28 protein-coding genes are annotated in these 25,529 nt (G+C 40.4%); 21 read left to right on the plus strand and 7 right to left on the minus strand.

What is annotated here, in order from left to right; genetic code table 11:
* Nucleotides 1-11: 11 nt before the first annotated feature.
* From nuoI to F994_RS13285, 9 genes are all read left to right on the plus strand, one after another.
* Entirely contained in the window at nucleotides 12-554 is a 543-nt protein-coding gene (gene nuoI, locus F994_RS13245) for an NADH-quinone oxidoreductase subunit NuoI (RefSeq protein WP_004651038.1), read from the plus strand.
* A complete protein-coding gene (gene nuoJ, locus F994_RS13250; RefSeq protein WP_171065356.1) occupies nucleotides 554-1,072 on the plus strand; it encodes an NADH-quinone oxidoreductase subunit J in 519 nt (172 codons plus the stop codon). The genes nuoI and nuoJ overlap by 1 nt, the downstream gene beginning before the upstream one ends.
* On the plus strand, nucleotides 1,072-1,380 hold the full coding sequence (gene nuoK / locus F994_RS13255) for an NADH-quinone oxidoreductase subunit NuoK (protein WP_004651041.1): 309 nt from the start codon (nucleotides 1,072-1,074) through the stop codon (nucleotides 1,378-1,380). The genes nuoJ and nuoK overlap by 1 nt, the downstream gene beginning before the upstream one ends.
* A complete protein-coding gene (gene nuoL, locus F994_RS13260) occupies nucleotides 1,377-3,272 on the plus strand; it encodes an NADH-quinone oxidoreductase subunit L (RefSeq protein ID WP_004651042.1) in 1,896 nt (631 codons plus the stop codon). The genes nuoK and nuoL overlap by 4 nt, the downstream gene beginning before the upstream one ends.
* A 7-nt stretch (nucleotides 3,273-3,279) precedes the next feature.
* Nucleotides 3,280-4,887, plus strand: coding sequence for an NADH-quinone oxidoreductase subunit M (gene nuoM / locus F994_RS13265; RefSeq protein WP_171065357.1), 1,608 nt, complete (start codon nucleotides 3,280-3,282; stop codon nucleotides 4,885-4,887).
* A gap of 2 nt (nucleotides 4,888-4,889) precedes the next feature.
* Nucleotides 4,890-6,383 carry an NADH-quinone oxidoreductase subunit NuoN gene (nuoN, locus tag F994_RS13270; RefSeq protein ID WP_004651044.1) on the plus strand — a complete coding sequence of 498 codons (1,494 nt, stop codon included), beginning with the start codon at nucleotides 4,890-4,892 and terminating at the stop codon, nucleotides 6,381-6,383.
* 123 nt (nucleotides 6,384-6,506) lie between these two features.
* On the plus strand, nucleotides 6,507-7,142 hold the full coding sequence (upp, locus tag F994_RS13275) for a uracil phosphoribosyltransferase (RefSeq protein ID WP_004651045.1): 636 nt from the start codon (nucleotides 6,507-6,509) through the stop codon (nucleotides 7,140-7,142).
* An 84-nt stretch (nucleotides 7,143-7,226) separates the two neighbouring features.
* A complete protein-coding gene (locus F994_RS13280) occupies nucleotides 7,227-7,520 on the plus strand; it encodes a cold shock domain-containing protein (protein ID WP_004651046.1) in 294 nt (97 codons plus the stop codon).
* 108 nt (nucleotides 7,521-7,628) lie between these two features.
* Nucleotides 7,629-8,234 (plus strand): cold shock domain-containing protein, encoded by a 606-nt coding sequence (locus F994_RS13285; protein ID WP_004651047.1) that lies wholly within the window; start codon nucleotides 7,629-7,631, stop codon nucleotides 8,232-8,234.
* Nucleotides 8,235-8,275: 41 nt separating this feature from the next.
* On the opposite strand, the gene gigC is transcribed toward F994_RS13285, so the two are convergent.
* Nucleotides 8,276-9,160 (minus strand): LysR family transcriptional regulator GigC, encoded by an 885-nt coding sequence (gene gigC / locus F994_RS13290; protein ID WP_004651048.1) that lies wholly within the window; start codon nucleotides 9,158-9,160, stop codon nucleotides 8,276-8,278.
* Between the two features lie 85 nt (nucleotides 9,161-9,245).
* On the opposite strand from gigC, the gene F994_RS13295 reads away from it, so the two are divergent.
* Entirely contained in the window at nucleotides 9,246-10,007 is a 762-nt protein-coding gene (locus F994_RS13295; protein ID WP_034697212.1) for a ferredoxin--NADP reductase, read from the plus strand.
* A 367-nt stretch (nucleotides 10,008-10,374) separates the two neighbouring features.
* On the opposite strand, the gene F994_RS13300 is transcribed toward F994_RS13295, so the two are convergent.
* A complete protein-coding gene (locus F994_RS13300; RefSeq protein WP_034697336.1) occupies nucleotides 10,375-10,797 on the minus strand; it encodes a hypothetical protein in 423 nt (140 codons plus the stop codon).
* 307 nt (nucleotides 10,798-11,104) lie between these two features.
* Here F994_RS13300 and F994_RS13305 point away from each other — a divergent pair, with 307 nt between their 5' ends.
* The 4 genes from F994_RS13305 to F994_RS17640 all read left to right on the plus strand — a co-directional run bounded on the left by F994_RS13305 (nucleotide 11,105) and on the right by F994_RS17640 (nucleotide 13,823).
* The gene (locus F994_RS13305; RefSeq protein WP_004651053.1) at nucleotides 11,105-11,344 is read left to right on the plus strand and encodes a hypothetical protein; all 240 of its coding nucleotides are present in this window, start codon (nucleotides 11,105-11,107) and stop codon (nucleotides 11,342-11,344) included.
* Between the two features lie 232 nt (nucleotides 11,345-11,576).
* Nucleotides 11,577-13,274 carry a mechanosensitive ion channel gene (locus F994_RS13310; RefSeq protein WP_004651054.1) on the plus strand — a complete coding sequence of 566 codons (1,698 nt, stop codon included), beginning with the start codon at nucleotides 11,577-11,579 and terminating at the stop codon, nucleotides 13,272-13,274.
* A gap of 75 nt (nucleotides 13,275-13,349) precedes the next feature.
* Complete coding sequence (locus tag F994_RS17635) at nucleotides 13,350-13,526, plus strand: hypothetical protein (protein WP_004651055.1); 177 nt, start codon at nucleotides 13,350-13,352, stop codon at nucleotides 13,524-13,526.
* Between the two features lie 141 nt (nucleotides 13,527-13,667).
* Complete coding sequence (locus F994_RS17640) at nucleotides 13,668-13,823, plus strand: hypothetical protein (RefSeq protein WP_004651056.1); 156 nt, start codon at nucleotides 13,668-13,670, stop codon at nucleotides 13,821-13,823.
* A gap of 26 nt (nucleotides 13,824-13,849) precedes the next feature.
* On the opposite strand, the gene F994_RS13315 is transcribed toward F994_RS17640, so the two are convergent.
* Both F994_RS13315 and F994_RS13320 read right to left on the minus strand, forming a co-directional pair.
* Nucleotides 13,850-15,049 (minus strand): BaiN/RdsA family NAD(P)/FAD-dependent oxidoreductase, encoded by a 1,200-nt coding sequence (locus F994_RS13315; protein WP_004651057.1) that lies wholly within the window; start codon nucleotides 15,047-15,049, stop codon nucleotides 13,850-13,852.
* A gap of 66 nt (nucleotides 15,050-15,115) precedes the next feature.
* Nucleotides 15,116-15,985 (minus strand): 1-aminocyclopropane-1-carboxylate deaminase/D-cysteine desulfhydrase, encoded by an 870-nt coding sequence (locus F994_RS13320; RefSeq protein WP_004651059.1) that lies wholly within the window; start codon nucleotides 15,983-15,985, stop codon nucleotides 15,116-15,118.
* A gap of 248 nt (nucleotides 15,986-16,233) precedes the next feature.
* Here F994_RS13320 and F994_RS13325 point away from each other — a divergent pair, with 248 nt between their 5' ends.
* Entirely contained in the window at nucleotides 16,234-16,425 is a 192-nt protein-coding gene (locus F994_RS13325) for an NF038215 family lipoprotein (protein ID WP_004651060.1), read from the plus strand.
* 242 nt (nucleotides 16,426-16,667) lie between these two features.
* Here F994_RS13325 and F994_RS13330 read toward each other — a convergent pair whose 3' ends face one another.
* Nucleotides 16,668-17,123: a DIP1984 family protein gene (locus F994_RS13330; RefSeq protein ID WP_004651061.1), complete on the minus strand. Its 456-nt coding sequence runs from the start codon at nucleotides 17,121-17,123 to the stop codon at nucleotides 16,668-16,670.
* Between the two features lie 200 nt (nucleotides 17,124-17,323).
* Here F994_RS13330 and F994_RS13335 point away from each other — a divergent pair, with 200 nt between their 5' ends.
* From F994_RS13335 to F994_RS13345, 3 genes are all read left to right on the plus strand, one after another.
* A complete protein-coding gene (locus F994_RS13335; RefSeq protein ID WP_004651062.1) occupies nucleotides 17,324-17,947 on the plus strand; it encodes a LysE family translocator in 624 nt (207 codons plus the stop codon).
* A gap of 393 nt (nucleotides 17,948-18,340) precedes the next feature.
* Nucleotides 18,341-18,787, plus strand: a complete 447-nt coding sequence (locus tag F994_RS13340; protein WP_034697215.1) for an ABZJ_00895 family protein — start codon at nucleotides 18,341-18,343, stop codon at nucleotides 18,785-18,787.
* A 68-nt stretch (nucleotides 18,788-18,855) separates the two neighbouring features.
* Nucleotides 18,856-19,764, plus strand: a complete 909-nt coding sequence (locus F994_RS13345; protein ID WP_004651064.1) for a TIGR01777 family oxidoreductase — start codon at nucleotides 18,856-18,858, stop codon at nucleotides 19,762-19,764.
* On the opposite strand, the gene thiO is transcribed toward F994_RS13345, so the two are convergent.
* Nucleotides 19,761-20,879: a glycine oxidase ThiO gene (gene thiO, locus F994_RS13350; RefSeq protein WP_004651065.1), complete on the minus strand. Its 1,119-nt coding sequence runs from the start codon at nucleotides 20,877-20,879 to the stop codon at nucleotides 19,761-19,763. The genes F994_RS13345 and thiO overlap by 4 nt on opposite strands.
* An 18-nt stretch (nucleotides 20,880-20,897) precedes the next feature.
* Nucleotides 20,898-21,911: a porphobilinogen synthase gene (hemB, locus tag F994_RS13355; protein ID WP_004651066.1), complete on the minus strand. Its 1,014-nt coding sequence runs from the start codon at nucleotides 21,909-21,911 to the stop codon at nucleotides 20,898-20,900.
* A gap of 106 nt (nucleotides 21,912-22,017) precedes the next feature.
* Here hemB and F994_RS13360 point away from each other — a divergent pair, with 106 nt between their 5' ends.
* The 3 genes from F994_RS13360 to F994_RS13370 all read left to right on the plus strand — a co-directional run bounded on the left by F994_RS13360 (nucleotide 22,018) and on the right by F994_RS13370 (nucleotide 25,480).
* Entirely contained in the window at nucleotides 22,018-22,515 is a 498-nt protein-coding gene (locus tag F994_RS13360) for a thioesterase family protein (protein ID WP_004651067.1), read from the plus strand.
* A 283-nt stretch (nucleotides 22,516-22,798) separates the two neighbouring features.
* A complete protein-coding gene (locus F994_RS13365) occupies nucleotides 22,799-23,944 on the plus strand; it encodes an HlyD family secretion protein (RefSeq protein ID WP_004651068.1) in 1,146 nt (381 codons plus the stop codon).
* A 6-nt stretch (nucleotides 23,945-23,950) separates the two neighbouring features.
* Nucleotides 23,951-25,480 (plus strand): DHA2 family efflux MFS transporter permease subunit, encoded by a 1,530-nt coding sequence (locus tag F994_RS13370; RefSeq protein ID WP_004651069.1) that lies wholly within the window; start codon nucleotides 23,951-23,953, stop codon nucleotides 25,478-25,480.
* Nucleotides 25,481-25,529: the final 49 nt, after the last annotated feature.

Below are 25,529 nucleotides of genomic sequence, written 5' to 3' on the forward strand. Positions count from 1 at the left end.
AGGAGTACAAAATGTATAAAATTCTAGCTGGATTCGGGTCAATTGTACGTTCATTGTGGATGGTTTTTAGCCACGTGACACGTAAACGTGACACCATTTTATATCCAGAAGTGCCAGCTGAACAAATTGTTCCGCCGCGTTTCCGTGGTCGTATTGTATTGACTCGTGATCCAGATGGTGAAGAGCGCTGCGTTGCATGTAACCTATGTGCGGTTGCATGTCCTGTCGGTTGTATCTCTTTACAAAAAGCTGAAAAAGAAGATGGTCGTTGGTATCCGGAGTTTTTCCGTATCAACTTCTCGCGTTGTATTTTCTGCGGTATGTGCGAAGAAGCATGTCCAACGACTGCAATTCAGATGACACCTGACTTCGAGTTAGGTGAATACGTTCGTCAAGATTTGGTTTATGAGAAAGAAAACTTACTCATTTCAGGTCCTGGTAAATATCCTGACTATAACTTCTACCGTGTAACGGGTATGGCTGTTACAGGTAAAGATAAAGGTCAAGCACAACGTGAAAGTGCGCCTGTTGACGTACGGAGCTTATTACCATGATGTGGCCATTTTATTTGATGGCACTTGTGGCCATTATCTCTACGGTTCGTGTTGTTACCAATGCGAATCCTGTACATGCATTGCTGAGCTTGATCGTATCACTTCTTGCCGTGGCAGGAATGTTTATGATCGTGGGTGCACCATTTGCTGGTGCGCTTGAAATTATTGTTTATGCAGGTGCGATCATGGTGTTGTTCGTGTTTGTGGTGATGATGCTGAATCTGGGTCAACATACTGTTGAGCAAGAACGTAAGTGGCTCACTTCATCTGCATGGGCGTATCCAGCGTTAATGAGTTTCCTGATGGGCCTCGTGCTTGTATGGATGCTTGGTTCAGATTACACCACGGCTGGTCCTGTGATGGGCACAGAAGTGATTGGACCTAAAGCAGTTGGTCAAGCGCTCTTTACTCACTATTTACTATTGGTAGAAGTTGCCGCGATGTTATTGCTTGCAGCCCTTGTTGCAGCATTCCATTTAGGCAAACGTGAACCAAGTGCAGAAAAGGAAAAAGAATAATGGGCAACATCCCTTTAGAACATGGTTTGATCGTTGCGACCATTCTTTTTGCACTTGGTTTTTACGGTGTAATGGTGCGACGCAACCTCTTATTTATGTTAATGAGCCTTGAAATTATGATGAACGCAGCTGCACTTGCGTTTGTTTTAGCGGGTAGTGCTTGGTTACAACCAGATGGACAAATTATGTTTATCTTGATTTTAACCCTTGCTGCTGCTGAGGCATGTATTGGTCTTGCGATCGTCCTTCAGTTCTACCATCGCTTCCATCATTTGGATGTGGATGCTGCTAGTGAGATGCGCGGATGAGTTATTTATATTTAACAGTATTATTTCCGCTCATTGGTTTTATCCTTTTAGCGGCAGGGCGTAACAAGCTTCCTGAAAATGTTGCAGCCATGATTGGGGTCGGTTCAGTCGGTTTATCTGCTTTATTTGCATTGATAGCTGGCATGGGCTTTGTTGCAAATGGCTCAGTGGCACAAGTCCAACATCTGTGGACTTGGTTCAATGTCGGTGGTTTTGCACCGGGCATGAGCTTACATTTAGATGGTTTATCATTACTCATGATGGGTATGGTGACGGGTGTGGGTTTCCTTATCCACATCTTTGCATCATGGTACATGCGTGGTGAAGAAGACTTCGCGCGTTTCTTCTCTTATTTCAACCTGTTTGTAGCAAGCATGTTGTTATTGGTCTTGGGCGATAACTTAGCGTTATTGTTCTTGGGTTGGGAAGGCGTAGGTCTGTGTTCATACTTGTTGATTGGTTACTACTACCAAAACCCTGAAAATGGTTTTGCAGCAATCAAAGCATTTACTGTAACGCGTGTCGGTGACGTATTCTTGCTGATCGCATTGTTTTTGCTTTATCAACAATTTGGTACTTTGCATATTGGCACAATCGTTGCCAATGCACCTCAAGTATTAGCGGGTGATCATTCACTGGCAATCTGGACATCTTTAATGTTGTTCTTAGGTGCGGCAGGTAAATCTGCACAAATTCCATTACAAACATGGCTGGCTGATGCGATGGCAGGTCCTACACCTGTTTCTGCATTAATCCATGCTGCAACAATGGTAACAGCAGGTATTTATCTGTGCTGCCGTATGTTCTCTGTGTTTGAAATGACCCCTGAAGTGATGATGTTTATCTCAATCACGGGTGCGGTAACATTGATTGTGGCTGGTTTTGCTGCATTGGTTCAAACAGACATCAAACGTATTTTGGCTTACTCAACCATGAGTCAGCTGGGTTATATGTTTATGGCTGTTGGTGCTGAAGCTTACCAAGCAGGTTTGTTCCACATGCTTGCTCACGCATTCTTTAAAGCGTTATTATTCCTTTCTTCAGGTGCGGTGATTCTGGCTTACCATCACGAACAAAACATCTTCAAAATGGGTGGCTTGTTTAAACATAACAAATTCTTGTTTGCCTGCTTCGCCATTGGTGGCGGTGCATTGGCAGCGATTCCATTCTTAACCGTTGGTTTCTTCTCAAAAGATGCCATTCTTGGCGCAGTTTGGGCGCAAAGTCACATTGCAAATCTTCCTGTATATAACTGCTTATACTGGACTGGTGTTGCAGGTGCATTCTTAACCTCAATTTATACATTCCGTTTAATTTGGGTTGTATTCTTTGGTAAAGAAAATACGCCATATCATGCAATCAAAGGCGCAACCTATTGGGCTCCTTTGGCGATTTTGGCGGTACTTTCAACAGGTTTAGCGTACTTCTTAAAAGCACCCGTTGAAGCGATTCTCAACGCTGCAAAAATTCCAGCGTTTATTATTCCAGAAGCGCTTGAAGCAGGGGTACATGGTGCAGAGCATACAGCAGTCGGGATTGCACTAGCCGGTCTTGTGGTTGGCATCATCTTATTTGTATTTGCTTATAATGCAGTGAAAGGTTTTGCTCAAACTTCATTTGGCGCTGGTCTGGTCAATATCTGCCGTAATGCACTTGGTTTCGATGCCTTGTATAACATCGTATTTGTGAAACCATATTTGCTGATTGCGAAAATTCTAGGTCGTGATCCGATTGATGGTTTGTGGTTAGTGCTTCCTGCCATTGTTAAAAGTGGTCATAGCTTCACAAGCTCGCGTCAAACAGGTTCATTGCGTGAATACGCATCAAGTATGTCACTTGGTGTCGTAGTATTACTGATGATCTTGATCGTGATTCAGGTCGTGGGGAAATAAGATGGAAATCACAAACAATTGGATTTTACCCGCGCTGATCCTCGTACCGTTCATTGCAGGTTTTATTTGCTGGTTGGTTGATAAATTTGACCAGTATTTACCACGCTATATCGCATTATTCGGTATGCTCATTACTTTGGGCTTAACGATCGCGCTTTGGCAAACAGGTACATTTACATATGAATTAGGCGCTAAAGTTCCGACTTGGTCTGCCGAATTCATGGTGCCTTGGATTCAAACTCTTGGCATTAACATTCACTTAGCGGTGGATGGTCTTTCACTGCTTATGGTTGGCTTGACTGCATTACTGGGTGTACTTGCAGTGGGCTGTTCATGGGGTGAAATTCAAAAGAATGTTGGCTTCTTCCACCTAAACCTTTTATGGTCGTTAGGTGGGGTGATCGGTGTATTCTTAGCGATTGATTTGTTCTTGTTCTTCTTCTTCTGGGAGATGATGCTGGTTCCAATCTATTTCTTGATTGCACTTTGGGGTCATAAAGGCGCAGATGGTAAATCTCGTGTTTATGCTGCAACCAAATTCTTTATCTATACCCAAGTCGCTGGTTTAATCATGCTGATCGGTATCCTAGGCCTTGTGGTTTATGGTTACATGATGACAGGCATGATTGGATTCGATTACAACTACTTGTTAGGTGTAGCGAATACGCTTGATGCGCAATTACCATCAGTGGCCTATGCCTTGATGATTTGTATGTTCATTGGTTTCGCTGTGAAACTTCCAGTGTTTCCATTGCATGGCTGGTTACCAGATGCACATGCTCAAGCACCAACAGCCGGTTCTGTTGACTTAGCGGGTATCTTGATTAAGACTGCTGCATACGGTTTACTGCGTTTTGTTATTCCGTTCTTCCCAGCGGCTTCTGCACAATTTGCAGACATCGCGATCATCTTAGGTTTAATTGGTGTGTTCTACGGTGCTTGGTGTGCTTTCCAACAAACCGATATGAAACGCTTACTTGCTTACACTTCTATTTCGCACATGGGCTTTGTTTTACTTGCGCTTTACGCAGGTAATATTCTGACGTTCCAAGGCTTAATGATTATGATGTTGGCACATGGTTTATCCTCTGCTGCATTGTTCATTATGTGTGGTCAAGTGTACGAACGTTTACATACACGTGACTTACGTCAAATGGGCGGTATTCGTGGTCAATTCCAATACCTTTCATTCTTCCTCATGTTCTTTGTCGCTGCGCTTGTGGGTATTCCAGGTTTAGGTAACTTTATTGGTGAATTCCTCATTTTGATGGGTTCATTCGGTAAATTCCCAATCTTTACCATTTTGGCTGCAATCAGTTTGGTTATGGCAGGTCTTTACGGCTTAATCCTGATTCATAAAGCCTTGTTTGGTACGCCAAATGAAGAGCAAAAACAGCATTATACAAACCCATTGAAAGACTTAAATGCACGTGAAATTGTTATTTTGCTCATTTGTGCGTTTGGTCTACTTTGGCTTGGTATTTTCCCACAAAGCTTCCTTGATATTTCAAATTCAAGCATGGCGTGGTTGGCAAATAGCTATATCCCAGTTCAAGAGACGGTTGAGGTTGTGCAACACGCAACCACTCAACTCGAAAATGTGGAGATCCAATAAGCATGAACTTCACAATGTCATTTTCTGAACTTATGCCATTAGCTCCTGTGATGATCGTAGCTTTAACTGCGGTCATTGTGATGATTCTCACTTCAATTAAACGTAACCACGATTTAATTGCAACAGCATCTGTGGTGGGTTTAAACCTTGCTGCGGCTTATATTCTGTTGGCCATGTTCGGTGGTGCTTTTGCACCGGCGAACGTGATGGGCATGTTTATGGTTGATCCATTTAGCTTGCTTTATCAATTGGTCATTTTAGTTGCGGCACTTGCTTGCTGTACCTTGTCGCATGCTTATATTGAAAGCTATAACGATAACCGTGAAGAACTTTACATCTTAATGTTGTGTTCGGTTGCGGGTGCGATGTTAATGGTTTCAAGCTCTCACTATGCATCGTTCTTCATTAGCCTTGAGTTAATGTCGATTCCTGTATACGGTTTGTTGGCATATACGCATCAACGTTCGCAATCTTTAGAAGCGGGTATTAAATACCTTGTGCTTTCAGCCACTGCTTCGGCAATGTTGTTGATGGGCATGGCATATATCTATGCTTATACTGGTTCATTGTCTTTCTATGACAACGTTCAAGCGTTAATGCAAGCGATTCACCAACCAATGGTGGTTTTAGGTTTAGGCTTAATCATCTTTGCCGTAGCATTTAAATTGTCTCTTGCGCCATTTCATAAATGGACGCCAGACGTTTATGCCGGTGCACCAGCGCCAATCGCAACATTCCTTGCGACTGCGGCTAAAGTGGCAACCATTGGTTTGTTTGTACGTTATTTATTAACGTCAGGTGCAATCTTGGTCGATTCCATCGTAACCATCATCACGATTCTTGCGGTGCTTTCAATCTTGGTGGGTAACTTCCTTGCAGTACGTCAAGTCAACTTGAAACGTATTTTGGGTTACTCTTCAATTGCACATTTTGGTTATTTGTTGATTGGTTTAATCAGCATGACTTATGCAAGCCTTGGTAACGTAACGGTGTATGTGATTACTTATGTACTTACAACCATCGGTGCTTTCGGTGCTGTAGCCTTAATGTCGAGTCCGTATAATAATGCGGATGAAGCACAAAGTTTAGCGGATTACCGTGGTTTGTTCTGGCGTCGTCCAGTATTGACTGCAACGTTGACAGTGATGATGCTGTCTCTTGCGGGTATTCCATTGACTGCGGGCTTCATTGGTAAGTTCTTGGTAGTAATGGCTGCGGTTACAACGCAACATTGGTTCCTTGCGGCAATGATCGTGGTGGGTTCAGGTATTGGTTTGTACTATTACCTTCGTGTCATGATTGTGATGTATATGACTGCACCAGAAATACCACGTATTGATGCTGATAAACATTGGGGTCAAAAAGTGGGCGGTATTATGGTGCTTGCTGCTGCATTGGCGGTATTGGTGATCGGTATTTATCCAGATCCAATCATTAAATTAGCGCTTCAAGCAGAAATTTTATCTCCATTACATTTTATGCTCTCGCAACAGTAATCTAAAAAAAAGATTATTTTTTATTAAAAAGCCTCCTTACTTAGGGGGCTTTTTAGTTTATAAGCACTATAAAAAACATTTATACTAGGAGTAATTTTTATTTCATCTTTTAGGTGTTCTCCCGTGGCTATTCATGAAATCCGACATCCGCTTATTCGACATAAACTTGGTTTGCTACGCCGTGCAGACATTAGTACAAAAAATTTCCGCGAATTAGCACAAGAAGTCACCATGCTTCTGACTTATGAAGCCACTAAAGATTTACCCGTATGTGACCATGAAATTGATGGTTGGAATGGTAAAGTGACTGTCGACCGTATTGTGGGTAAAAAGATTACTGTTGTACCCATTTTACGTGCCGGTATTGGCATGTTAGATGGTTTCTTAAACTTGATTCCAAGTGCAAAAGTATCTGTTTTGGGCTTAGAGCGTGACGAAAAAACATTAGAAGCACGTACATACTATAAAAAATTGGTTCCAGATGTACAAAACCGTCTTGCGATGATTATCGATCCAATGTTAGCAACAGGTTCATCACTGGTTGCCGCGATTGATGTATTAAAAGCGAGCGGCTGTAAAGATATTCGTGTAATGGTATTGGTTGCTGCACCTGAAGGCATTAAACGTGTCGAAACTGCGCATCCTGATGTCATTATCTTTACTGCATCAATTGATGATGGCTTGAATGAACATGGTTATATCGTTCCGGGTTTGGGTGACGCTGGCGATAAAATTTTCGGTTCTGTACAAAAAGATTAATTTTTGAATTTGATCAGAAAGGAGGCTTTAAAAGCCTCTTTTTTATATACTGTATATATGGCATTTTTAGAATAGGGCAGCAGCATGAAAGATGAATTACAACAGGGCAAGATCAAACAGTACGACCCTGAAAAAGGCTTTGGTTTTATTGGTACACCTGAAGGGGATGTATTCTTCCACATTTCAGATTTCCCTGCGGCAGAAGGTGAGCCTAAACGTAATGAACGTGTGAAATTCGTGGCTGTTGAAAATGGCGAAAAGTTTAAAGCGGTTCGTATAGAACGTGTTGAAGACACATCTGCGAAAGCAAAAAAATCAAAAGTATCTACACATAATAAGTCGATTACATCAGCATTATTGTCCAATTTAAGACGCTGATTGCTTTGATTTTCATTCTTGCAATTTGCTTTTGAATTTGATCATAAAAGAGGCTTTTTAGCCTCTTTTTTATTACAATATAGTCCATATAAAAATGAAGAGTTTATTATGTTTCAAGAGGGGAAAATCAAAACTTATAATGAGGAACGCGGTTTTGGTTTTATTGAGATTGAAGGGCAGAGAAAAGATTTATTTTTTCATATTAAAGATTTTCCAAATAAAAATCTGCCACCTAAAATTGGTGAACAGTTAAAGTTTAGAGTTGTGGAAGAGCGTGGAAAACTCAAAGCCGATAATATCGTTCGTTTAGAGATCAAAATTGAGTCGGTTACGCATACGCCGCAAAGTCGAGCAAGAGTCAATCAAAAGCAGCATGAGCAACGTTTTAATCGAAAAGAAAAAAAGAATCGTGGATTTAATTTTATAAATCTTATCGTAGGATTTGTAATCGTCGGAATATTTAGTGCTATTTTCATTCCTTTAATCTCAGGAATATATCAAAGAGAAACTTTACGTAAACAACCTGCTCATGCTACGAAAACAATGAAAGTTATGGATAATGCTCAGATATTTACTTGTGATGGTCGAAAGCACTGCTCCGAAATGCATTCTTATGATGAGGCTGTATATTTTATCAATCACTGTCCTGGTACATTAATGGATGGAGATGGTGATGGGGAACCATGTGAAGAGCAATTTAAAAAGCGATGGTAAAAAAAGCGCCCTCTAGGCGCTTTTTTTATAATCAAAAATTTTTATTTTTCGCAGAATTTCATAAAAGCTTTTAAACCCGGCCCTTGGTATTTTTGGCGATGAACTAACATAAATAAAGGACGAGTAAGTTGCCAGAACGGTGTTTCTAAAATGACCAACTGACCTTTTTCAAGTAAAGGCTCAATGGCAAGTTTAGAAATACAAGACATCCCAATACCCCCTGCGACAATTTTCAGAATCGCTTCATTATGACCTAGGGTTAAACGGATATTGGCATCGGGTAAATCTTTCAGAATCGCATTATCAAAAACTTCACGCGTACCTGAACCTTCTTCACGTAAAATCCACTGTATAGCCACAGATTCAAAGTCAGCAGGGGTCAGTGGACGTCCGAGTTGTGCCAGTGGATGATTAGGCGAACAACACACCGCAAGTTCATCATCGCGCCAGTGAATACATTGCAATTGCGGTAAATGGCATGAACCTTCAATCAGTGCTAAATCCAACTGAAATTGATTCACCGCTTCAATCATTTGGCGGGTATTGCCGACTTGAAGTTGCAAATGTGCTTGCGGTTGAACCTGTAAGAAGTCTGCCATCAGATCAGGCATCAGGTAATCACTGATGGTCAGTGTTGCACCTAGTCTTAAGTCGATGCTTTGTAACTCGCCTTTAGCGGCTTGTTCAAAAGCATCACAACGCCCTAGAATCTCTAAAGCCTGTGGCAGTAAAAAACGCCCTAAGTCATTGAGTTGTAGGCGCTTACCCAAGCGGTCAAACAGTGGAGCACCTAAGCCATCTTCTAAGTCTGCTAAAGCCATACTTGCAGCACTTTGAGTGAGTTTTACGGCATCACTGGCTTTGGTTACTGTGCCTTCTTGAGCGACCGCTACAAAAACAGCCAACTGGCGTAAAGTCATGCGCATGAATAGAGCCTTAACATTTAAAAAATATTAATAAATTATGTTGGCATGCTACCATGAGCGCAGTCTTTCATGCCACGTTGAAATCATGTCAATTGAAAAATTTAGCTTAGAAAAAGTCTTATCTATACATCGTTGGACCAATACCTTATTCAGTTTTACCATGACACGACCTGCACATTTTAAATTTACCGCAGGGCAGTTTGCGCGTATTGGTTTAAAAGTGGGAGATGAACTGGTGGTTCGGGCTTATTCCGTGGTGTCATCACCTTTCGATGAAACCTTGGAATTCTTTTCAATTGTCGTGCCTGAAGGTGCATTCACCTCGAATTTACAGCACTTACAGGTTGGCGATGAACTGTACTTAGAAAAAATTCCATATGGATTTTTAACACTGGCACGTTATCAATTGCCTTTACCGCATGATTTATGGTTATTGGCGACAGGTACAGGTTTAGCCCCTTTTATTTCCATGCTGCAAGATTTTGACACGTGGTCAAAATATAAAAAAATCAATTTGGTTTATAGTGTCCGTACCGCGTCCGAACTGGCTTATGCCACACGTATTGAGGAAATTGCAGCAACTTTTGGTGAAGGGCATAGCGGTTTTAAATTTGTGCCGATTATCACCCGTGATCCGAATGCAGCATTACATGATCGTCTACCTGTGCTGATTGAAAATGGTGAGTTAGAAAAAGCAGTTGGATTAGCGTTAAATGCAGAAACCAGCCATATAATGCTGTGTGGTAATCCACAAATGGTGGAAGACACCAAAGAAGCCTTGAAAGCACGTGGTTTAATAATGAATCGACGTGGTGAAGGCAATATTGCTGTTGAAAATTATTGGTAAAAGCTTGATCAAAAAAAATCCCTCTACTTATGAGTAATGCCATTCAGTTAAGGGTTTTAGAAATAAAGTCCTTAGTTTTTAGTTATTCATGACGGAGTCTTACCGTTTTGGATCAGGTATTTGGAGCTCGTTCGTTCTTTTGTTACGCCAAAAGAACCAAAAACATTTGTCATCCGCAAAACTCGTCAAATCCCTTTTATTGATTAATAAATCGCAGAAACCTTACTTTTTAAAATAGTTTTGCCTCAAACAGTTGCGGATGACGTTTCCGTGTATCGAATAACATTATGAATTTAAAAATAAAATGCCAGTCAATTTCTTAACTGACTGGCATTTTCTACTTATGAGGGATTTTTTTATTCATTTTTTAATGCACGAACATATCGATATATTCACGGATTTCTTGAATAGCCGTTTCGACATCGGCTGTGAGCCATGTCGGTTCAAATAATCCTGAATAATGTTCAAGACGATCTTGTGGAACAACCAAACGAATTGGACATTCTTCTTCTAATAAGCGCCAAGGGATGATCGGGACTTCATTGTCTAAAAAAGGGGCAATATTACGAATATCAATCACCATTGCATTGATGCATTCGGGAAAAGGCATCACTGAAAATTCTTCAGTACGGCGGCGAAAATATTCCAAGTCACCCCATTTAAGCACGTAGCTTGGTTTGTTAAATTCAATAATACCAATTAGATGTTCATCACGAGTGTAATGCAAGCAACATTGATGAGTGACATCAGTGTCCAAATCAAGCGTTACAGATTGTTGACGATACGCCATAAAGTTAAGCAGCATGAAAAACAAGGTGCATAATTATAGCTCATTTTCGCTTTTTCAGCAGCAAAAGCATTGTTCATTTTTATTCCTTATAAAAGATCAGCCTTTGCTTGATTTATTTTTCTTAGAGTACAAGCTGAAAGTATTTTTTAAATCCGTTTCTTAAACGCGATGAGGGTTTCTGTTTTTGCATCCCTTTACAAATTTACATGTATTCACCATCTCACTATGCTTTTATACACAACAGCGCAATAATTGTTGTTAGCATAAAATTACGAGGGAGAATATTTAAAAATAGAGGGGAAAATTTATGACACATGATTTTAATAAACCACCTCATGTCATTAGTGCAGAAGAAAAAACGCACAAGAAAAGAGTACCTGTATATATTTTAATTCTTATTGGTATTTTCTTTATTGCATTACTTGCCTATATGTTTGCAGATAGAGCGCCATCGGCCACTGATGCAGCTCCTAATGCTTCTACTCAGCCTGCAACTCCAAACAATACAACCACAGGTAGCGATAAGGATAGCGCAAAAGGCTATTAACTGACTGACCATTTAATTTATCTTTTTATTCAAGCCCTAATCTGCAAAGACTGGGGCTTTTTGCAATCTAATGTGCCATTTTGTTGTATTTGTGATGGTTAGTGTTGATTAAAAAACGATCAAAACCTAATGTGTTTTGAATGGCATTATTTTAGGTGGAGTTCACTCAAGAGAACCGCATGCTTTTTACACAGTAAGACTTCAATAAGTAATAACAAGAGGAAATGACAACATGAATGAATATTTTTCTGGAGGTCCTAGAGGTGCAGAGTTTGATGCCATGTATTATTGGAATCAATTTCATCCCATTTTAGCGGCTGTTGCTATTTTATTGATTGGTTGGATTGTTGCATTGGTTATTGCAGCAGGTGTAAAGAAAGTTTTAGAAAAATTGGGAACAAATCAAAAACTTTCCACTGCGACTGGACATCGTTCCAATATAGAAAGTATTGTCTCACGTGTGGTGTTTTGGCTGGTGATGATCATTGCTGTGATTGGTGCATTAAATGTGCTGAATCTCACCAGTGTTAGTGGTCCATTTAGTAATATGATTCAACAGTTCCTGCTCTTTATTCCTCAACTTTTAGCGGCTTTGGCTGTTGGGTTTATTGGTTGGATTGTGGCGAATTTGGTTAAAGTCGGCTTGCAAAAGTTACTTGATCGAACACAACTGGATGAAAAACTCAGTGCGGATGTGGGTGTTAGTCCAATTAGCCAAAATATTAGCAATATTGTGTATTGGCTGATTTTGTTGTTATTCCTGCCAATTGTTTTATCTATTTTAGGTTTAAATGGATTGTTGTTCCCCATCCAAAATATGCTGGGTGAAATGGTTTCATTCTTACCCAATATTTTTATTGCTGCTGTTATTATTTTTGTCGGTTATATCTTGGCAAAAATTGTACGCGGTATTATTGAAGGTTTGGTGAATAGTTTAAATTTACAACAACAAGCACAGAAAATTGGTCTATTTAAAAACTCCAATTTGCCGCAAGTGCTCGGTTCATTTGTCTTTGCAATGGTCATTATTACCGCATTGATTATTGCATTTGAAGCTTTAGGCATAGAAGCCATTTCTCAACCCGCTACAGCGATGTTGTATGAAATTATGAATGCAATACCGCATATTATTGCGGCAGGGCTGATTTTAATTTTGGCTTATGTGGTTTCACGCTTTGTTGCCAATTTGGTGGTCGAAGTGATTGCTGGAACAGGTGTCGATGAAATACCCGCTAAGTTAGATGTACAGCGCTTTTTGGGCACCACCAAAGTGTCTTGCATTGTTGGTTACTTGATTGTCTTCTTTACCATGCTGTTTGCTGTTTCCGAAGCGGCAAATCGACTGGGCTTTGGACAAGTCAGTGGACTGATTTCCATGTTTATCCAATTCGGTGCCGATATTTTATTGGGTGCTGTCATTTTATTGGTCGGCTTTTGGCTTGCCAATTTGGTGGCGAAAGTCATTGGGCGTGGTGAATATAATAGTTCACGCTGGTTAGCCAATTTAGTGCGTATATTGATTATGGGCTTAGTGGTGGCGATGGGCTTACGTGCCATGGGTATTGCCGATTCGATTGTTAATTTGGCATTTGGTTTAACGCTAGGCGCAGTTGCAGTCGCGTTTGCTCTGGCTTTTGGTTTAGGCGGTCGTCAACCTGCGGAGCGTTTACTTTCAGATTTAATGGATAAAGCGAAAAAACAAGCCTGCAAACCTAACCCATTACATGATGCATCGGTACAAGAGGAGCACATTGCACCTTTGACAGAACAAGTCGATTCAAGTGTGGTGGCAGATGAATACCAAAGAGCAGATGTTCCACCGACACAAGCAGATGTAGATCCAGCACAAAAACCCTTAAACAAACCTTTTGGCTCTACAGGAGAGGCAGAAGCAGATATTGATCTTCATCCCAAAGATGATCCGAAATAAGACTTAAATTTTGCTCAAGATCGATCACCTTGTTGTGGTCGATCCTTGATTTTATGCTCAATTGAGGAAATGGTGATGTCAAAAAAACAACCGAATAAATTTATAGCGCCAATTGTCATTGCAGGAATTACCGTAGGATTCTTTATCAGTGCATATAAATTTGTCTTTGCTCAACCTAAGCAAACAACGGATCAGATAGAACACGATGATGCAGTAAATAAATCACTAGATACTAAAGATGAAAGAAAATAGTGAATAAATGATTGTTTTTTTAATTTTTTATGCTATTTATAAATGACTATTTCATAAAAAATAAACATTTAGATTAATGTGAATGAAATATTTATAAATCATACTTGGATGAATGATTAGCAATAATAAAGGGGAAATATTATGTTATTGAATAAAGTTTTAAAGTCATTTTCGATGATGCTAGATACCAATAAATCTTCTAATGCAGCAGAAGCAATGGTAAAAATGGAGATCACCATTGCTCGCTTACAGCAGGCTAAACAGGTCGATTTATTGCGTACTGATTATTTAGAATAATTTAGTTTGGAATAATTTCGTATTAATTAAACATATTGCGATGCGGCATGTGCAGATGACCATGCCCATTGAAAATTAAACCCGCCTAAATGTCCTGAAACATCTAAAATCTCACCGACAAAGTACAAGCCTTTTTGCTTTTTACTTTCCATGGTTTTAGAAGATACTTCTGTGGTATCCACACCGCCCAAAGTCACTTCCGCAGTGCGATAACCTTCAGTTCCTGATGGTTTGACGTCAAAAGCATGTAAACGATTGGCGATCTGTTCTAATTTATCATCGCTTAAATTACCAATCGCCATATCGGCTGATTCAGCCCAAATCAGGGTTTGTAATTCTAAAACGACACTTTTCGGTAAATGTTCAATCAATAAAGTACGCAACAAAACTTTTGGTTGGCTTTGTTTTTTCGCTTTCAAGAAGTCGATTAAATCCAGATAAGGCAGGAAGTTAATTTTAAAGCTTTGACCGACATCCCAATAGTTCGAAAGTTGCAAAGAACTTGGCCCACTTAAACCACGATGGGTAAATAACAAGGCTTCGGTAAAGCTGTTTAGGTCATTGGATAAAGTTGCATCGACAGCATTGCCACTTAAACGTGTGGTGACTTCTTTAAACTGATCGGAAAAGGTAAAAGGAACTAAGCCAGCACGCGTTTGGTGTATATGATGTCCAAACTGTTTGGCGATGTCATAACCAATGCCTGAACCGCCTAAGGTCGGAACAGATAAACCGCCTGATGCAACCACCACTGATTCAGCTTGGAAATGACCGAGCGTGGTTGCGACTTGAAAACCTTGATCGGCAATTGAGGTCACCGCTTTGACTTCACAATTGGTTTTAATTTCGACTAAGCCTGTTTTATCGCATTCAGCTAACAGCATGGCTAAAATTTCTTTGGCACCATTAAGAGTAAAAAGCTGCCCATGCTTGCGTTCTTCATATGCAATACCATGTTGGCAGACCAAAGCAATAAAGTCCCAATTGGTATAGCGGGTGAGGGCAGAAATCACAAAATGTGGATTATGTGAAATAAAATTTTCAGGTTCGACATACAGGTTGGTGAAGTTACATTTACCCCCACCAGACATCAGAATTTTTTTGCCCACTTTATTGGCTTTTTCAAGCACCAGAACTTTACGACCGCGTTCGGCAGCCATATAAGCAGTCATCAAACCTGACGCACCTGCACCTAAAACAATGACATCATATTGATTTGAAGACATGAAAAACTCACGGGAGATAAAAGCAGGGCATTATAGACAATTTTGCGCTCAATTTCAGGTTTGATCTTATTTGAGCGTTTTGCCTTGTAAACCACCACTATGAATGATCAGAATTCTTGTATTTGGGGGAAAATATTTTTTTTGAATTAAATCAAAAATACCGTAGAGCATTTTTCCGGTATAGACCTGTTCCAAAGGAATGGTAAAATCCTGTTCAAATTTTTCGATAAATTGCATAAGTTCTGTTGGTGCTTTGGCATAACCACCAAAACAATAATCATCAGTGATGTTCCAGTTTTTTTTGACCGTATATTGGGCAACATCAGAAGATAGAAAATCACCTTTTAATGCAGAAAAACCTAAAATAGTTTGATGTGCTGCACTTGCTTCAATCAGTCCTGAAATCGTGCCACCTGTTCCAACTGCACAGCAAATCAGATCATAATTTTGTCGATCATGTTCGCTTAATATTTCCCGACAGCCTTGGATCGCAAGCGCATTGCTTCCACCTTCAGGAATGATGTAATGCTCAGGAAATTGTTGTTTTAATTCTGATTGATATTCAGGCTGATCTTTTTGTCGATACTGCTGGCGTGAAACAAAATGCAGTTGCATGCCGAAGTGTTGCGCCGTGCTTAATGTTGGATTAAGTGCTTTATGACTCAGTTCTTCACCGCGAATGATTCCAACACTTTTTAGACCAAATAGATGTGCTGCATAGGCGGTGGCAGCAATATGATTGGAATAAGCTCCACCAAAGGTTAGCACTTTATCAAAGCCTTGTTTTTGTACTTCTAGAAAGTTGTATTTCAGTTTAAAAAATTTATTGCCCGAAATTTGCGGATGAATTTGATCCAGCCGTTTAATGCTTAGACTGACGGAGGCATCCAGCGGTAATTTTTGATAAGCAATGGTTTGGGCAATACTGTCGAACATGGCTGAATCTAAATCAATAAGTTCAACAGTATTGTACCCGTAGTTTTAGAAGGTAATAAAATTAAAGCTGTAAAATTAGCGAGTTCAATGTTCATCTTGTGCGGGCGAATACGGTTGTAAAGATTTTAAATCATCTTTATTTGTAAGAATATCTTAAGTGTTTGAATATAAATTATAAAAAAAAGATCACAAAATGTGCATTAGTGCTAAGCTAACGATATAACAATTATGAAAAAAGAGGATATGTAATGAAAAAGCTATCCATTGTGTTATCTATTTGCTTGTTGGCTTTAGTCACGGCTTGTGATGCAAAAAATGATTATAACAAGCCAAAAACCGAGGTACGTACCATGATTATTGGTGGTATGCCGATTCATGATCAGGATTATCGCCTTACTCAGCTGAATGCTCGCGAAATGAAACCTGTCGCTCAGCAGTGATGTAATAAAGAAAAATAAGGGGGCATATTGTCAGTACATGGTAGTGCAGGGTGATGTGTAAGAAGTAAAAGATGCAGTGTGCTACGCCAGATGTGTGAAAATTTGAAGTAGACGTTTTACTTCTTGCAAACAGTTTGTCTTATTTAAAACCTTACAAACTGTATAAAAAGGTCTTGTACTCGCCCAATATGCCCGAACTGTGGTGTAAATCGTGATTGAACCAATCACCATTTACAAAGCGGTTAAATGAGATCAATTTGCCAATTCGACGCTTGAATCTCTAAATTATTTTGACGAAGTTTAGCGCTGATCTCATCGGCTTGCTTTTGTAATTCGCTCACCGATATAACTTTAACCCAGCGTATTTCGCTTGAACTATAACGCGCATTTTCACGACGTGAATTATCAATCGCTTGTTGCACAATACGATGTTGGCTAATCAATCGATCACGTGCATTTAAAACCTCAAGCAAAGAGCTTCCATTGATGCTTTTTGCTTGAGCATTGGTACTATGAATCCGTTTAATCAGATCATGTAATTCAATATTGACAGCAAATGTATTGGATAATAAGACATTCGGTTCTTCGCTGGGTTGATCGCCTTCTTGTACCAAAACATTATTATTAATCCGTTGTTGTAATGATGCGAGTTTGGTCTGTAAGTCATTTCGAAGAAGAAGAGCTTCTGCAAGTTTCATAATTGATATACTTTTTAGCGCTAAATTTACAAGATGTCGCTCATGTTGCAATGAATAAAAGCAGGGAGCAATTTTATTTTGTATCCAGATAAAGTTTCATTGCTCAATTAATCTGAAATATAAAATTATTAGGGTAATAAGCATCTAAAACACGTAGAATTGGCGAACATATTTTTCCTCATTATTTAAGGTCAAAAGCATTGGAATCATTATTGATATTAGGCTCGATTACTTTGGCGCTGGTGCTGGGTGCAATCAGCCCCGGGCCAACGTTTATTTATGTAGCAAAAAATTCAATTGCGATTTCACGTAAACATGGATTATTTACGGCTTTAGGCACAGGTACGGGTGCAGCTTTATTTGGCTTTTTAGCGGTCATGGGGCTGCAAGCTGTTTTACTGGCCGTGCCTTCGGCTTATTTGGCCTTAAAAATTTGTGGTGGTTTATATTTGCTTTGGCTGGCATATAAAATTATTAAACATGCCAAAGAACCGATGCAAACCGCAGAAGGCGATGTAAAGCCTATGACCCATGCGCAGGCATATCGTTTAGGTTTAATTACGCAGTTAAGTAATCCGAAAATTGCCATTATTTTAGCCAGTGTTTTTACTGCGCTGTTACCGAAAGAAATTCCTACTTATTTTTATCTGGTTTTACCGATTTTATGTTTCTTTATCGATGCAGGTTGGTATTCATTGGTGGCAGTGGCATTATCGGCTGAAGGTCCAAGAAAAGTTTATTTAAAGTCTAAAGCTATTTTTGACCGAATTGCAGGCGGGGTCATGACCTTACTGGGCTTAAAACTCATTTTTGGTATGAAGTAGTTTTCTGCTTCATCCGCATATCGCGTTATTTTATCATTTTTAGAGCGAAGCAATACATCAGGTATTGCTTTAAGTCTTTGGAAATGAATATGAAAATTAAAAAAATAAGCTGTAGAAAATAAAAGACCGACGATTCGAGTGATGTGAAATCGTCGGTCAAAAAATCTGTTGCAAATTTTAGCTCGGGCTGCTGTTCCATACTAAAACTTGAAACTTAAACTTTATTGCTTTAGGAAAAGTTCACCGAAAATTTTGTAGATGCCGGTACAAATTAACGGGTTTATGAACTTCTTACCTTATATAACGCAAGGGTTTACAGATTGGTTGACAATAAAATGAAAAAAAACTCATTTTTTTTTATAATGGTGATCTAAACGTTGTTTACGTAGGTACATAGTGTCACTAAATCGATATTTTTTATGGTTTTTTTTATTCTGCTTTATTTTTACCTGTATCTGCGGTGTTTTAGCCGCTTTATTGCCTACTGGTATGGGCGGTATTTTGACCGTAATACCATATTTAACCGCAATGATTTTAGTACTTTATAAGTTTTTAAAACAACAGCAACGTGCACCAAGCAATCAAGAGCGGAAAAAAATAAGCTTAGGATTTAGTCTGATTTTCTGGGGTTATAACCTTGCCTTTTTGCTCATTGGAATTTTAATTTTTTCCAAAGGTGATCCTGATATTTGGCAAAATTTCCTGTTATATCTCAAAAATCCACAATTTATGGGTGTAGTGCTGGTGATGATTTTGCTGATTGCGATACCGCTATATCTCTTAACCTATTGGTTTTATGGTAAACAAGCACAACGTATGGCGAAAAAAATGTTTGGTTGATCAATGCTGCATGCTTGAATTTTCACCGCTCTTGATCTATAGATAGAAGAAACAAGAGAGATCATGAAATGCAAAAAGCATGTGTATTGATCACAGGTGCAAGTGGTTTTATTGGTTCGCATCTCATTGCTTATTTATTGGCGCGTGATTATGCGGTGGTTGGCCTGACTCGACAGAAAAATAAGCTGTCTCGTCATCCGAGTCTGATTTGGATTCAGCAACTAGATGAACTGAAAACCGATCGTATCGACTACGTGATTAATCTTGCGGGTGAAAATATTGGCAAGGCACGTTGGACAGCCAAAAGAAAACAACAGTTAATTCAGAGTCGGGTTGAAACCACACAACAACTCTATCGTTACTTAGAAAAAAGACAGATTTTCCCTAAGCGTATTATTTCAGGCTCTGCCGTGGGCTATTACGGCATTGATCCGACTGAGCAATGGACAGAAGTCTGTACTGAACAGTCTGCGCCACAATCTATTTTTATGTCGGAACTGTGTCAGTTATGGGAACATGCCGCTTTAAGTTTTAAATTACAGAACACTAAAATCGTACGTTTCGGGATTGTCTTTGCAAACAACGCTGGCATTCTTCCGCAAATGTTATTGCCGATTAAACTGAATATGGTGGGGCGTATTGGGCATGGTCGGCAACCTGTGGTTTGGGTGCATATTCAAGATGTGCTACGCGCAATTGAATTTTTAATGACTAAAGAAACCACGGCTCAGACTTTTAATGTGGTCTGTCCAGAAAAAATGACCCAAGCGCAGTTTGCGCAAATTGCCGCGCAGCAACTCAAACGTAAACCTCTATTTTGTTTACCGGCTTTTATTTTGCAATCGCTGCTTGGTGAGCAATCGCAATTGGTTTTAAATGGTCAATATGTGCAACCCAAAGCATTGCAAGAGGTCGGGTTTGAGTTTAAATATCCGACTTTAAAGCTGGCTTTGGAGGATATTTTAGGGTCGAGTTAAGTCGTTAAAGTGTTGGCGGTCAGTCTTGTTGGACAAAAAGCGGTTGGGTCAAGCAAGGTCGGTTGTTTTAGTATGAGCTGTCTTAATAGACGTGCGGATGCAGGTCCCATACATAAACCATTACGGAAATGCCCAAAGTTTGCCCATACATTATCAAGCTCGGGCATTTTTCCAATATAAGGCACACCTGTCGGTGAACTCGGTCTTAAGCCGGCCCATTGTTTGACGATTGGAAACGCTGCCAGTTCAGGCACCATCTCGAAACATGCCTCTAAAATCGTTTGTTTGGTCGCGGCAGTGGGCGTGGTGTCGAAACCACAATTTGCCATGCTCGAACCGCACACCACATGACCATCTAAACGTGGAATTAAATACATCACTTTATTCATACACATGGTGGGCAACCAGTTTTCAGGGGTTTTAAACAGCACCATTTGCCCTTGTACAGGCTGTACAGGAATGTCTAAGTCGAGTTGTTCAGACCAATGTTTGGACCAAGCGCCCGTCGTGATGACAAACTGGTCTGCGAAATAGATTTGCTTATTTTGACTACGAATGGATTGAACTTTGCCATTTACAATATTGAACTGTTCAATTGGACAATGTTCAATAAATTCAACTTGAGGATGTTGTTTTAAATAAGCGGTAATCGATTGTAGTAAGCGTGGATTACGTACATTGGCAATCTGTGGGAAATACATGGCATGCCGAAATTTTGGATCAATGCAAGGATTCACTTGTGCTAATTGTTCTGCTTGTAAATATTCAGCGTGCTGCATCGGTTGTTGAAATTGATGGGCGTAATTTAAACCTGTTTCAAAATCAGCTTCATCAAAAATCAGTAAACCTGTTTCATGAATTTCAAAATCAATGCCTGAAATGGGTTTTAATTTTTCATTCCATTCTAAATACAATGGCTTTCCGTATTGTGCCAATTGATTCACCGCGTGCGGATAGCGCCACGGATACATCGGGGAGAGAATTCCACCACCAGCCCATGAAGCGGCTTGACCTGCATGTTGCTGATCGAAAATAATGACGGAACATCCTTGTTCCACAAGCTCTAAAGCAGACATTAGACCGCTAATACCTGCTCCAATAATGGCGATTTTCATAGCTTGCGCCACTTATCCTTAGTTCATGTCTTTGAGTTTAAGCGCAGCTTGTTCTGCAAAATAGGTCCAGATCCCGTCTGCACCTGCGCGGCGGCAGCTCATCAGTGATTCAATAATCACGTCATCCGATAACCAGCCATTTTGAATCGCACCCGCCAGCATTGCGTATTCACCGCTGACTTGATAAACAAAGGTCGGAATAGCAAAATTGTCTTTCACTTCACGCACGATGTCCAGATAAGGCATACCCGGTTTCACAATCACCATGTCTGCACCTTCTTGAATATCCAGTGCAATTTCATGTAAGGCTTCAGCGCGGTTGCCAATGTCCATCTGGTAGTTATATTTGTTGCCACCTTTGAGGTTGCTGGATGAACCGACGGCATCACGGAAAGGGCCGTAGAAGCTTGAAGCATATTTGGCTGAATAAGCCATGATATTGGTATAGATATGACCATTGGCTTCAAGTGCAGTACGAATTGCACCAATACGACCATCCATCATGTCACTTGGTGCAAGCACATCTGCACCTGCTTCAGCATGACTTAAGGCTTGTTTAATCAAACATTCAATCGTTTCATCATTGAGCACATAACCCGTGTCATCAATAATTCCGTCTTGACCATGCGTGGTGTAAGGGTCAAGCGCACCGTCAGTGATGATGACCATTTCCGGTAATTCTTTTTTCAGTAAACGAATGGTGTTTTGCACTAAACCATTTTCATGCCAAGCCGCTTCGGCAGTTAAGCTTTTATCTTCTTGTGGCGTGACTGGAAATAAAGCCAGTTTAGACACCCCGAGTTCCAGTAAGCGTTCTGATTTTTTTAACAGCAGATCAGCAGATAGGCGCTGAACATTGGGCATACTTGGAATATCTTGAGTTTGGTTTTGCCCCGGAAGTACGAATACTGGATAGATGAGATGATCGGTCGTCAATTGGGTTTCACGTACCATAGAACGCAATTTATCATTTTTACGAATTCGACGCATGCGAGTGGCAGGAAATGCAGGACGATTGAACGTATAAGTCATAACAATCTCATTGATCAGTATTAAACTAGCGCTATTGTAGCCCTAGAATTCGCTTTTAGGGCATAAGTTAATTGCTATTTCTCAAATTAAGGTATTCGAGCAGATTATGAATGATTCAGATAAAAAGTGGACAGGGAGTATTCATTTGGGTTCAAAAGTGGATATAGATGTTGTCCTCAAACAATTGTGTCATGCATTTAATAGCTCGCCTTACTTTAAACACAACGATATGTTGATGCGTGTGGTGGATGGGCAAATTGAAGCCTATATTGAAATGCAGCCTTTTATGATTGGTAATGTGGCTTTTCAAATTTTGCATGGCGGGGTCGCTGCGACTATTTTAGATAGTATTGGTGGGATCGCGGCAATGGGTGAGTTATATAAAAAGGCGGAAGCCGATGAACTGCCTGATACCATTAAAAAGGTAACGCGTTTGGCGACTGTCGATATGCGCGTCGATTATTTGGCACCGGGTCGTGGCAAATATTTTATTGCGCGTGCTGAAACGTTACGTTTAGGCCGTAAGGGTTGTACGATGCGGATGACCTTGGTTAATGATGAAGATAAGCCGATTGCAACCGCAATCGCATCTTATGCATATTAAGTTGATTTTAAGCTTGTAAAGTTAAAATCAATAGAACTGAAAAATTTATTTGGCATTGAATGACAATTCAATGCCAAAATCATTTTAAAGACTGACGAGTTACATTTTTATTCTCGCATCATGATTTTTTGTTATTAAAATGCGCCATCAATATTAAATAAAAAATGACTTTCTCATCGACACCATCGCATCACATGGATGGTCTTTATAGCTGTTGGTTTTATCTCGATCAAAACAACTCTATGATATGTGGTGACCAAGTCTGTTGGATGTAGGAATAATCATGACAGATGCTCAAAACACCTTGCCAGAACCAGATGAACAAATTTCGGATGCTGCTCTAAAAGCAAAACGAAAGAAAGCTTTAAGCATTGTCGCATTGATACTCATTATTGCTGCTGTTGCATATGCGGTATGGACTTTGTTTTTTAATCACTCCGTCAGTACCGAAAATGCTTATGTCGGTGCAGAAACCGCATCCATTACCTCTATGGTTAGCGGGCAGGTTTTGGATGTGATGGTCAGTGACACTCAACAAGTCAAAAAAGGTGATTTGTTGGTACGTGTGAATGAACGTGATGCTGAAATTGCGTTGGCACAGGCACAGGCTGAATTGATGAAAGCACAACGTCAATACAAACAAACGCAGGCCAATAGCAGTGCTTTAAATTCTCAAGTTTTTGTTAGTGATGACGGCATTCATAGTGCAGAAGCACAGGTGGCTAAGGCACAAGCAGAGCTGAATAAAGCGCAAAATGACTTGGCACGCCGTAGTCAACTCAGTACTTCTGGGGCAATTTCCAAAGAAGAACTCAGTACTGCCCAAAGTGCGGTAAATAATGCACAAGCCGGTTTTGATTTGGCGAAAGCAGGCTTGGCGCAAGCACAATCCAGTCAAAAAGCGGCACAAAGTACCTTGGCTGCCAATGAAGCATTGATCCGTGGTAGTAATGAAACCTCGACGCCAGATGTATTGATTGCACAAGCACGTTTAAAACAAGCCATCCTTGATTTAGAACGTACCGAAATTAAAGCGCCGTTTGATGGGGTAATTGCACGTCGCAATATTCAAGTTGGACAACGTGTCGCACCGGGTACAGTGTTGATGATGTTGGTGCCTATTTCAAAATTGTATGTCGATGCTAACTTTAAAGAAAGCCAGTTGGCCAAAGTTAAAGCAGGGCAGAAAGCCGTCCTGACCTCTGACTTATATGGGGATGAGGTTGAGTTTCATGGCACAGTGATTGGATTTTCAGGCGGAACGGGTTCAGCATTTGCTTTAATCCCGGCACAAAATGCCACAGGTAACTGGATTAAAGTGGTGCAGCGTTTACCTGTGCGAATTGCGCTTGATCCTAAAGAATTAGCCGAGCATCCTTTACGTGTGGGCTTATCTATGGAAGCGAAAATTAACCTCGCTTCGAAGTAGTGGCTTATGAATAATAACTACGTACCATTTGGTGACCTCAAAGGAGGGCGCCTCATCCTTGCGGCTTTTGTATTGGCATTGGCGAACTTTATGGTCGTATTGGATATGACCATTGCCAATGTTTCAGTGCCGCATATTACTGGCAGTTTAGCCGTTTCAAGTTCACAAGGCACATGGGTGATTACCTCGTATGCCGTTGCCGAAGCGATTTGTGTTCCATTGACTGGATGGTTGGCGGGACGTTTTGGTGCAGTCAGGCTGTTTATCATCAGTTTGATTGGCTTTACTATTTTTTCGGTTTTATGCGGATTATCGACCAGTCTAGAAATGCTGGTGATGTGTCGTATTGGACAGGGGCTATTTGGTGGGCCAATTATGCCGCTCAGCCAGACCTTGCTGATGCGTATTTTCCCTCCAGAAAAACAATCTCAAGCCATGGGCATGTGGGCAATGACCACTGTCGTAGGACCGATTCTGGGCCCTATTTTAGGCGGTTCAATCAGTGATAATTTATCTTGGCACTGGATTTTCTTTATTAATATTCCGGTCGGAATTTTTTGTGCTGTTGCTGCATTACGCTTATTAAAACCTGCTGAAACGGTCATTTCAAAAATTAGAATTGATAGTATTGGATTGTTTTTGCTGATTATCTGGATTGGTGCATTGCAGTTGATGCTGGATCTAGGGCATGAAAATGATTGGTTTAATAGTACTTTTATTTGTGCTTTAGCGCTGATTACCGTGGTCGGTCTGATCGTTTTCATTATTTGGGAATTAACCGAACGGCATCCCGTGGTGAATATTCAGATTTTTCGCTACCGTGGTTTTACCATTTCAGTGTTGTCGCTTGCCTTTGCCTTTGGAGCATTCTTTGCCAGTATTGTACTGATACCACAGTGGGTGCAGATTAACTTGGGCTATACCGCAACATGGGCCGGTTATCTCACGGCAACCATGGGCTTTGGTAGCTTAATGATGTCACCGATTGTGGCGAAAATGGCGACCAAATATGATCAACGTGCTTTGGCCTGTTTTGGTCTGATGTTGTTGGGTGTGGTGACCCTGATGCGGTCATTCTGGACCACTGATGCTGATTTTATGGCATTGGCATTGCCGCAAATTTTACAGGGTTTTGCCGTACCATTTTTCTTTATTCCATTGTCGAATATGGCATTGGCTTCGGTCAAGCCACATGAAATGGCATCTGCCGCAGGACTGATGAATTTTTTAAGAACTATGGCTGGGGCAATTGGCGCATCTATTGCAGTGACCATGTGGGATGATCAAGCAAAAGTTGCACGCAGTGAAATGGTAAGCAATTTACATCCTGAAAGTACACAAAGCACTTTGATACAAAGTGGAATGAGTCCAGACGGTGCTTTGGGTTATATGTCCAGTTTGGTGGATAAAGAAGCCTTAACCTTGTCAGCAAACCATGTGTTTTTAATTTTATCGATGGTTTTTGTTTTTGCAGGATTGATCATTTGGCTGTGTCCTAAACCTAAAGCCGGCGTTAGTGGTCAACCTATGCATTAATCGCGTTGGTTTATAAAACTGTCTCTGCATCTCAGATACAGAGACAGTT

Origin of the sequence: Acinetobacter bohemicus ANC 3994, assembly GCF_000367925.1 — a bacterium.
Taxonomy (GTDB): Bacteria; Pseudomonadota; Gammaproteobacteria; order Pseudomonadales; family Moraxellaceae; genus Acinetobacter; species Acinetobacter bohemicus.

What these genes read in the sequence shown, in the direction of transcription:
- nuoI (WP_004651038.1), top strand. Translation starts at nt 12, where the DNA reads ATGTATAAAATTCTAGCTGGATTCGGGTCAATTGTACGTTCATTGTGG.
- nuoJ (WP_171065356.1), top strand. Translation starts at nt 554, where the DNA reads ATGTGGCCATTTTATTTGATGGCACTTGTGGCCATTATCTCTACGGTT.
- nuoK (WP_004651041.1), top strand. Translation starts at nt 1,072, where the DNA reads ATGGGCAACATCCCTTTAGAACATGGTTTGATCGTTGCGACCATTCTT.
- nuoL (WP_004651042.1), top strand. Translation starts at nt 1,377, where the DNA reads ATGAGTTATTTATATTTAACAGTATTATTTCCGCTCATTGGTTTTATC.
- nuoN (WP_004651044.1), top strand. Translation starts at nt 4,890, where the DNA reads ATGAACTTCACAATGTCATTTTCTGAACTTATGCCATTAGCTCCTGTG.
- F994_RS13280 (WP_004651046.1), top strand. Translation starts at nt 7,227, where the DNA reads ATGAAAGATGAATTACAACAGGGCAAGATCAAACAGTACGACCCTGAA.
- F994_RS13285 (WP_004651047.1), top strand. Translation starts at nt 7,629, where the DNA reads ATGTTTCAAGAGGGGAAAATCAAAACTTATAATGAGGAACGCGGTTTT.
- gigC (WP_004651048.1), bottom strand. Translation starts at nt 9,160, where the DNA reads ATGCGCATGACTTTACGCCAGTTGGCTGTTTTTGTAGCGGTCGCTCAA.
- F994_RS13295 (WP_034697212.1), top strand. Translation starts at nt 9,246, where the DNA reads ATGTCAATTGAAAAATTTAGCTTAGAAAAAGTCTTATCTATACATCGT.
- F994_RS13300 (WP_034697336.1), bottom strand. Translation starts at nt 10,797, where the DNA reads ATGGCGTATCGTCAACAATCTGTAACGCTTGATTTGGACACTGATGTC.
- F994_RS13305 (WP_004651053.1), top strand. Translation starts at nt 11,105, where the DNA reads ATGACACATGATTTTAATAAACCACCTCATGTCATTAGTGCAGAAGAA.
- F994_RS13310 (WP_004651054.1), top strand. Translation starts at nt 11,577, where the DNA reads ATGAATGAATATTTTTCTGGAGGTCCTAGAGGTGCAGAGTTTGATGCC.
- F994_RS17635 (WP_004651055.1), top strand. Translation starts at nt 13,350, where the DNA reads ATGTCAAAAAAACAACCGAATAAATTTATAGCGCCAATTGTCATTGCA.
- F994_RS17640 (WP_004651056.1), top strand. Translation starts at nt 13,668, where the DNA reads ATGTTATTGAATAAAGTTTTAAAGTCATTTTCGATGATGCTAGATACC.
- F994_RS13315 (WP_004651057.1), bottom strand. Translation starts at nt 15,049, where the DNA reads ATGTCTTCAAATCAATATGATGTCATTGTTTTAGGTGCAGGTGCGTCA.
- F994_RS13320 (WP_004651059.1), bottom strand. Translation starts at nt 15,985, where the DNA reads ATGTTCGACAGTATTGCCCAAACCATTGCTTATCAAAAATTACCGCTG.
- F994_RS13325 (WP_004651060.1), top strand. Translation starts at nt 16,234, where the DNA reads ATGAAAAAGCTATCCATTGTGTTATCTATTTGCTTGTTGGCTTTAGTC.
- F994_RS13330 (WP_004651061.1), bottom strand. Translation starts at nt 17,123, where the DNA reads ATGAAACTTGCAGAAGCTCTTCTTCTTCGAAATGACTTACAGACCAAA.
- F994_RS13345 (WP_004651064.1), top strand. Translation starts at nt 18,856, where the DNA reads ATGCAAAAAGCATGTGTATTGATCACAGGTGCAAGTGGTTTTATTGGT.
- thiO (WP_004651065.1), bottom strand. Translation starts at nt 20,879, where the DNA reads ATGAAAATCGCCATTATTGGAGCAGGTATTAGCGGTCTAATGTCTGCT.
- hemB (WP_004651066.1), bottom strand. Translation starts at nt 21,911, where the DNA reads ATGACTTATACGTTCAATCGTCCTGCATTTCCTGCCACTCGCATGCGT.
- F994_RS13360 (WP_004651067.1), top strand. Translation starts at nt 22,018, where the DNA reads ATGAATGATTCAGATAAAAAGTGGACAGGGAGTATTCATTTGGGTTCA.
- F994_RS13365 (WP_004651068.1), top strand. Translation starts at nt 22,799, where the DNA reads ATGACAGATGCTCAAAACACCTTGCCAGAACCAGATGAACAAATTTCG.
- F994_RS13370 (WP_004651069.1), top strand. Translation starts at nt 23,951, where the DNA reads ATGAATAATAACTACGTACCATTTGGTGACCTCAAAGGAGGGCGCCTC.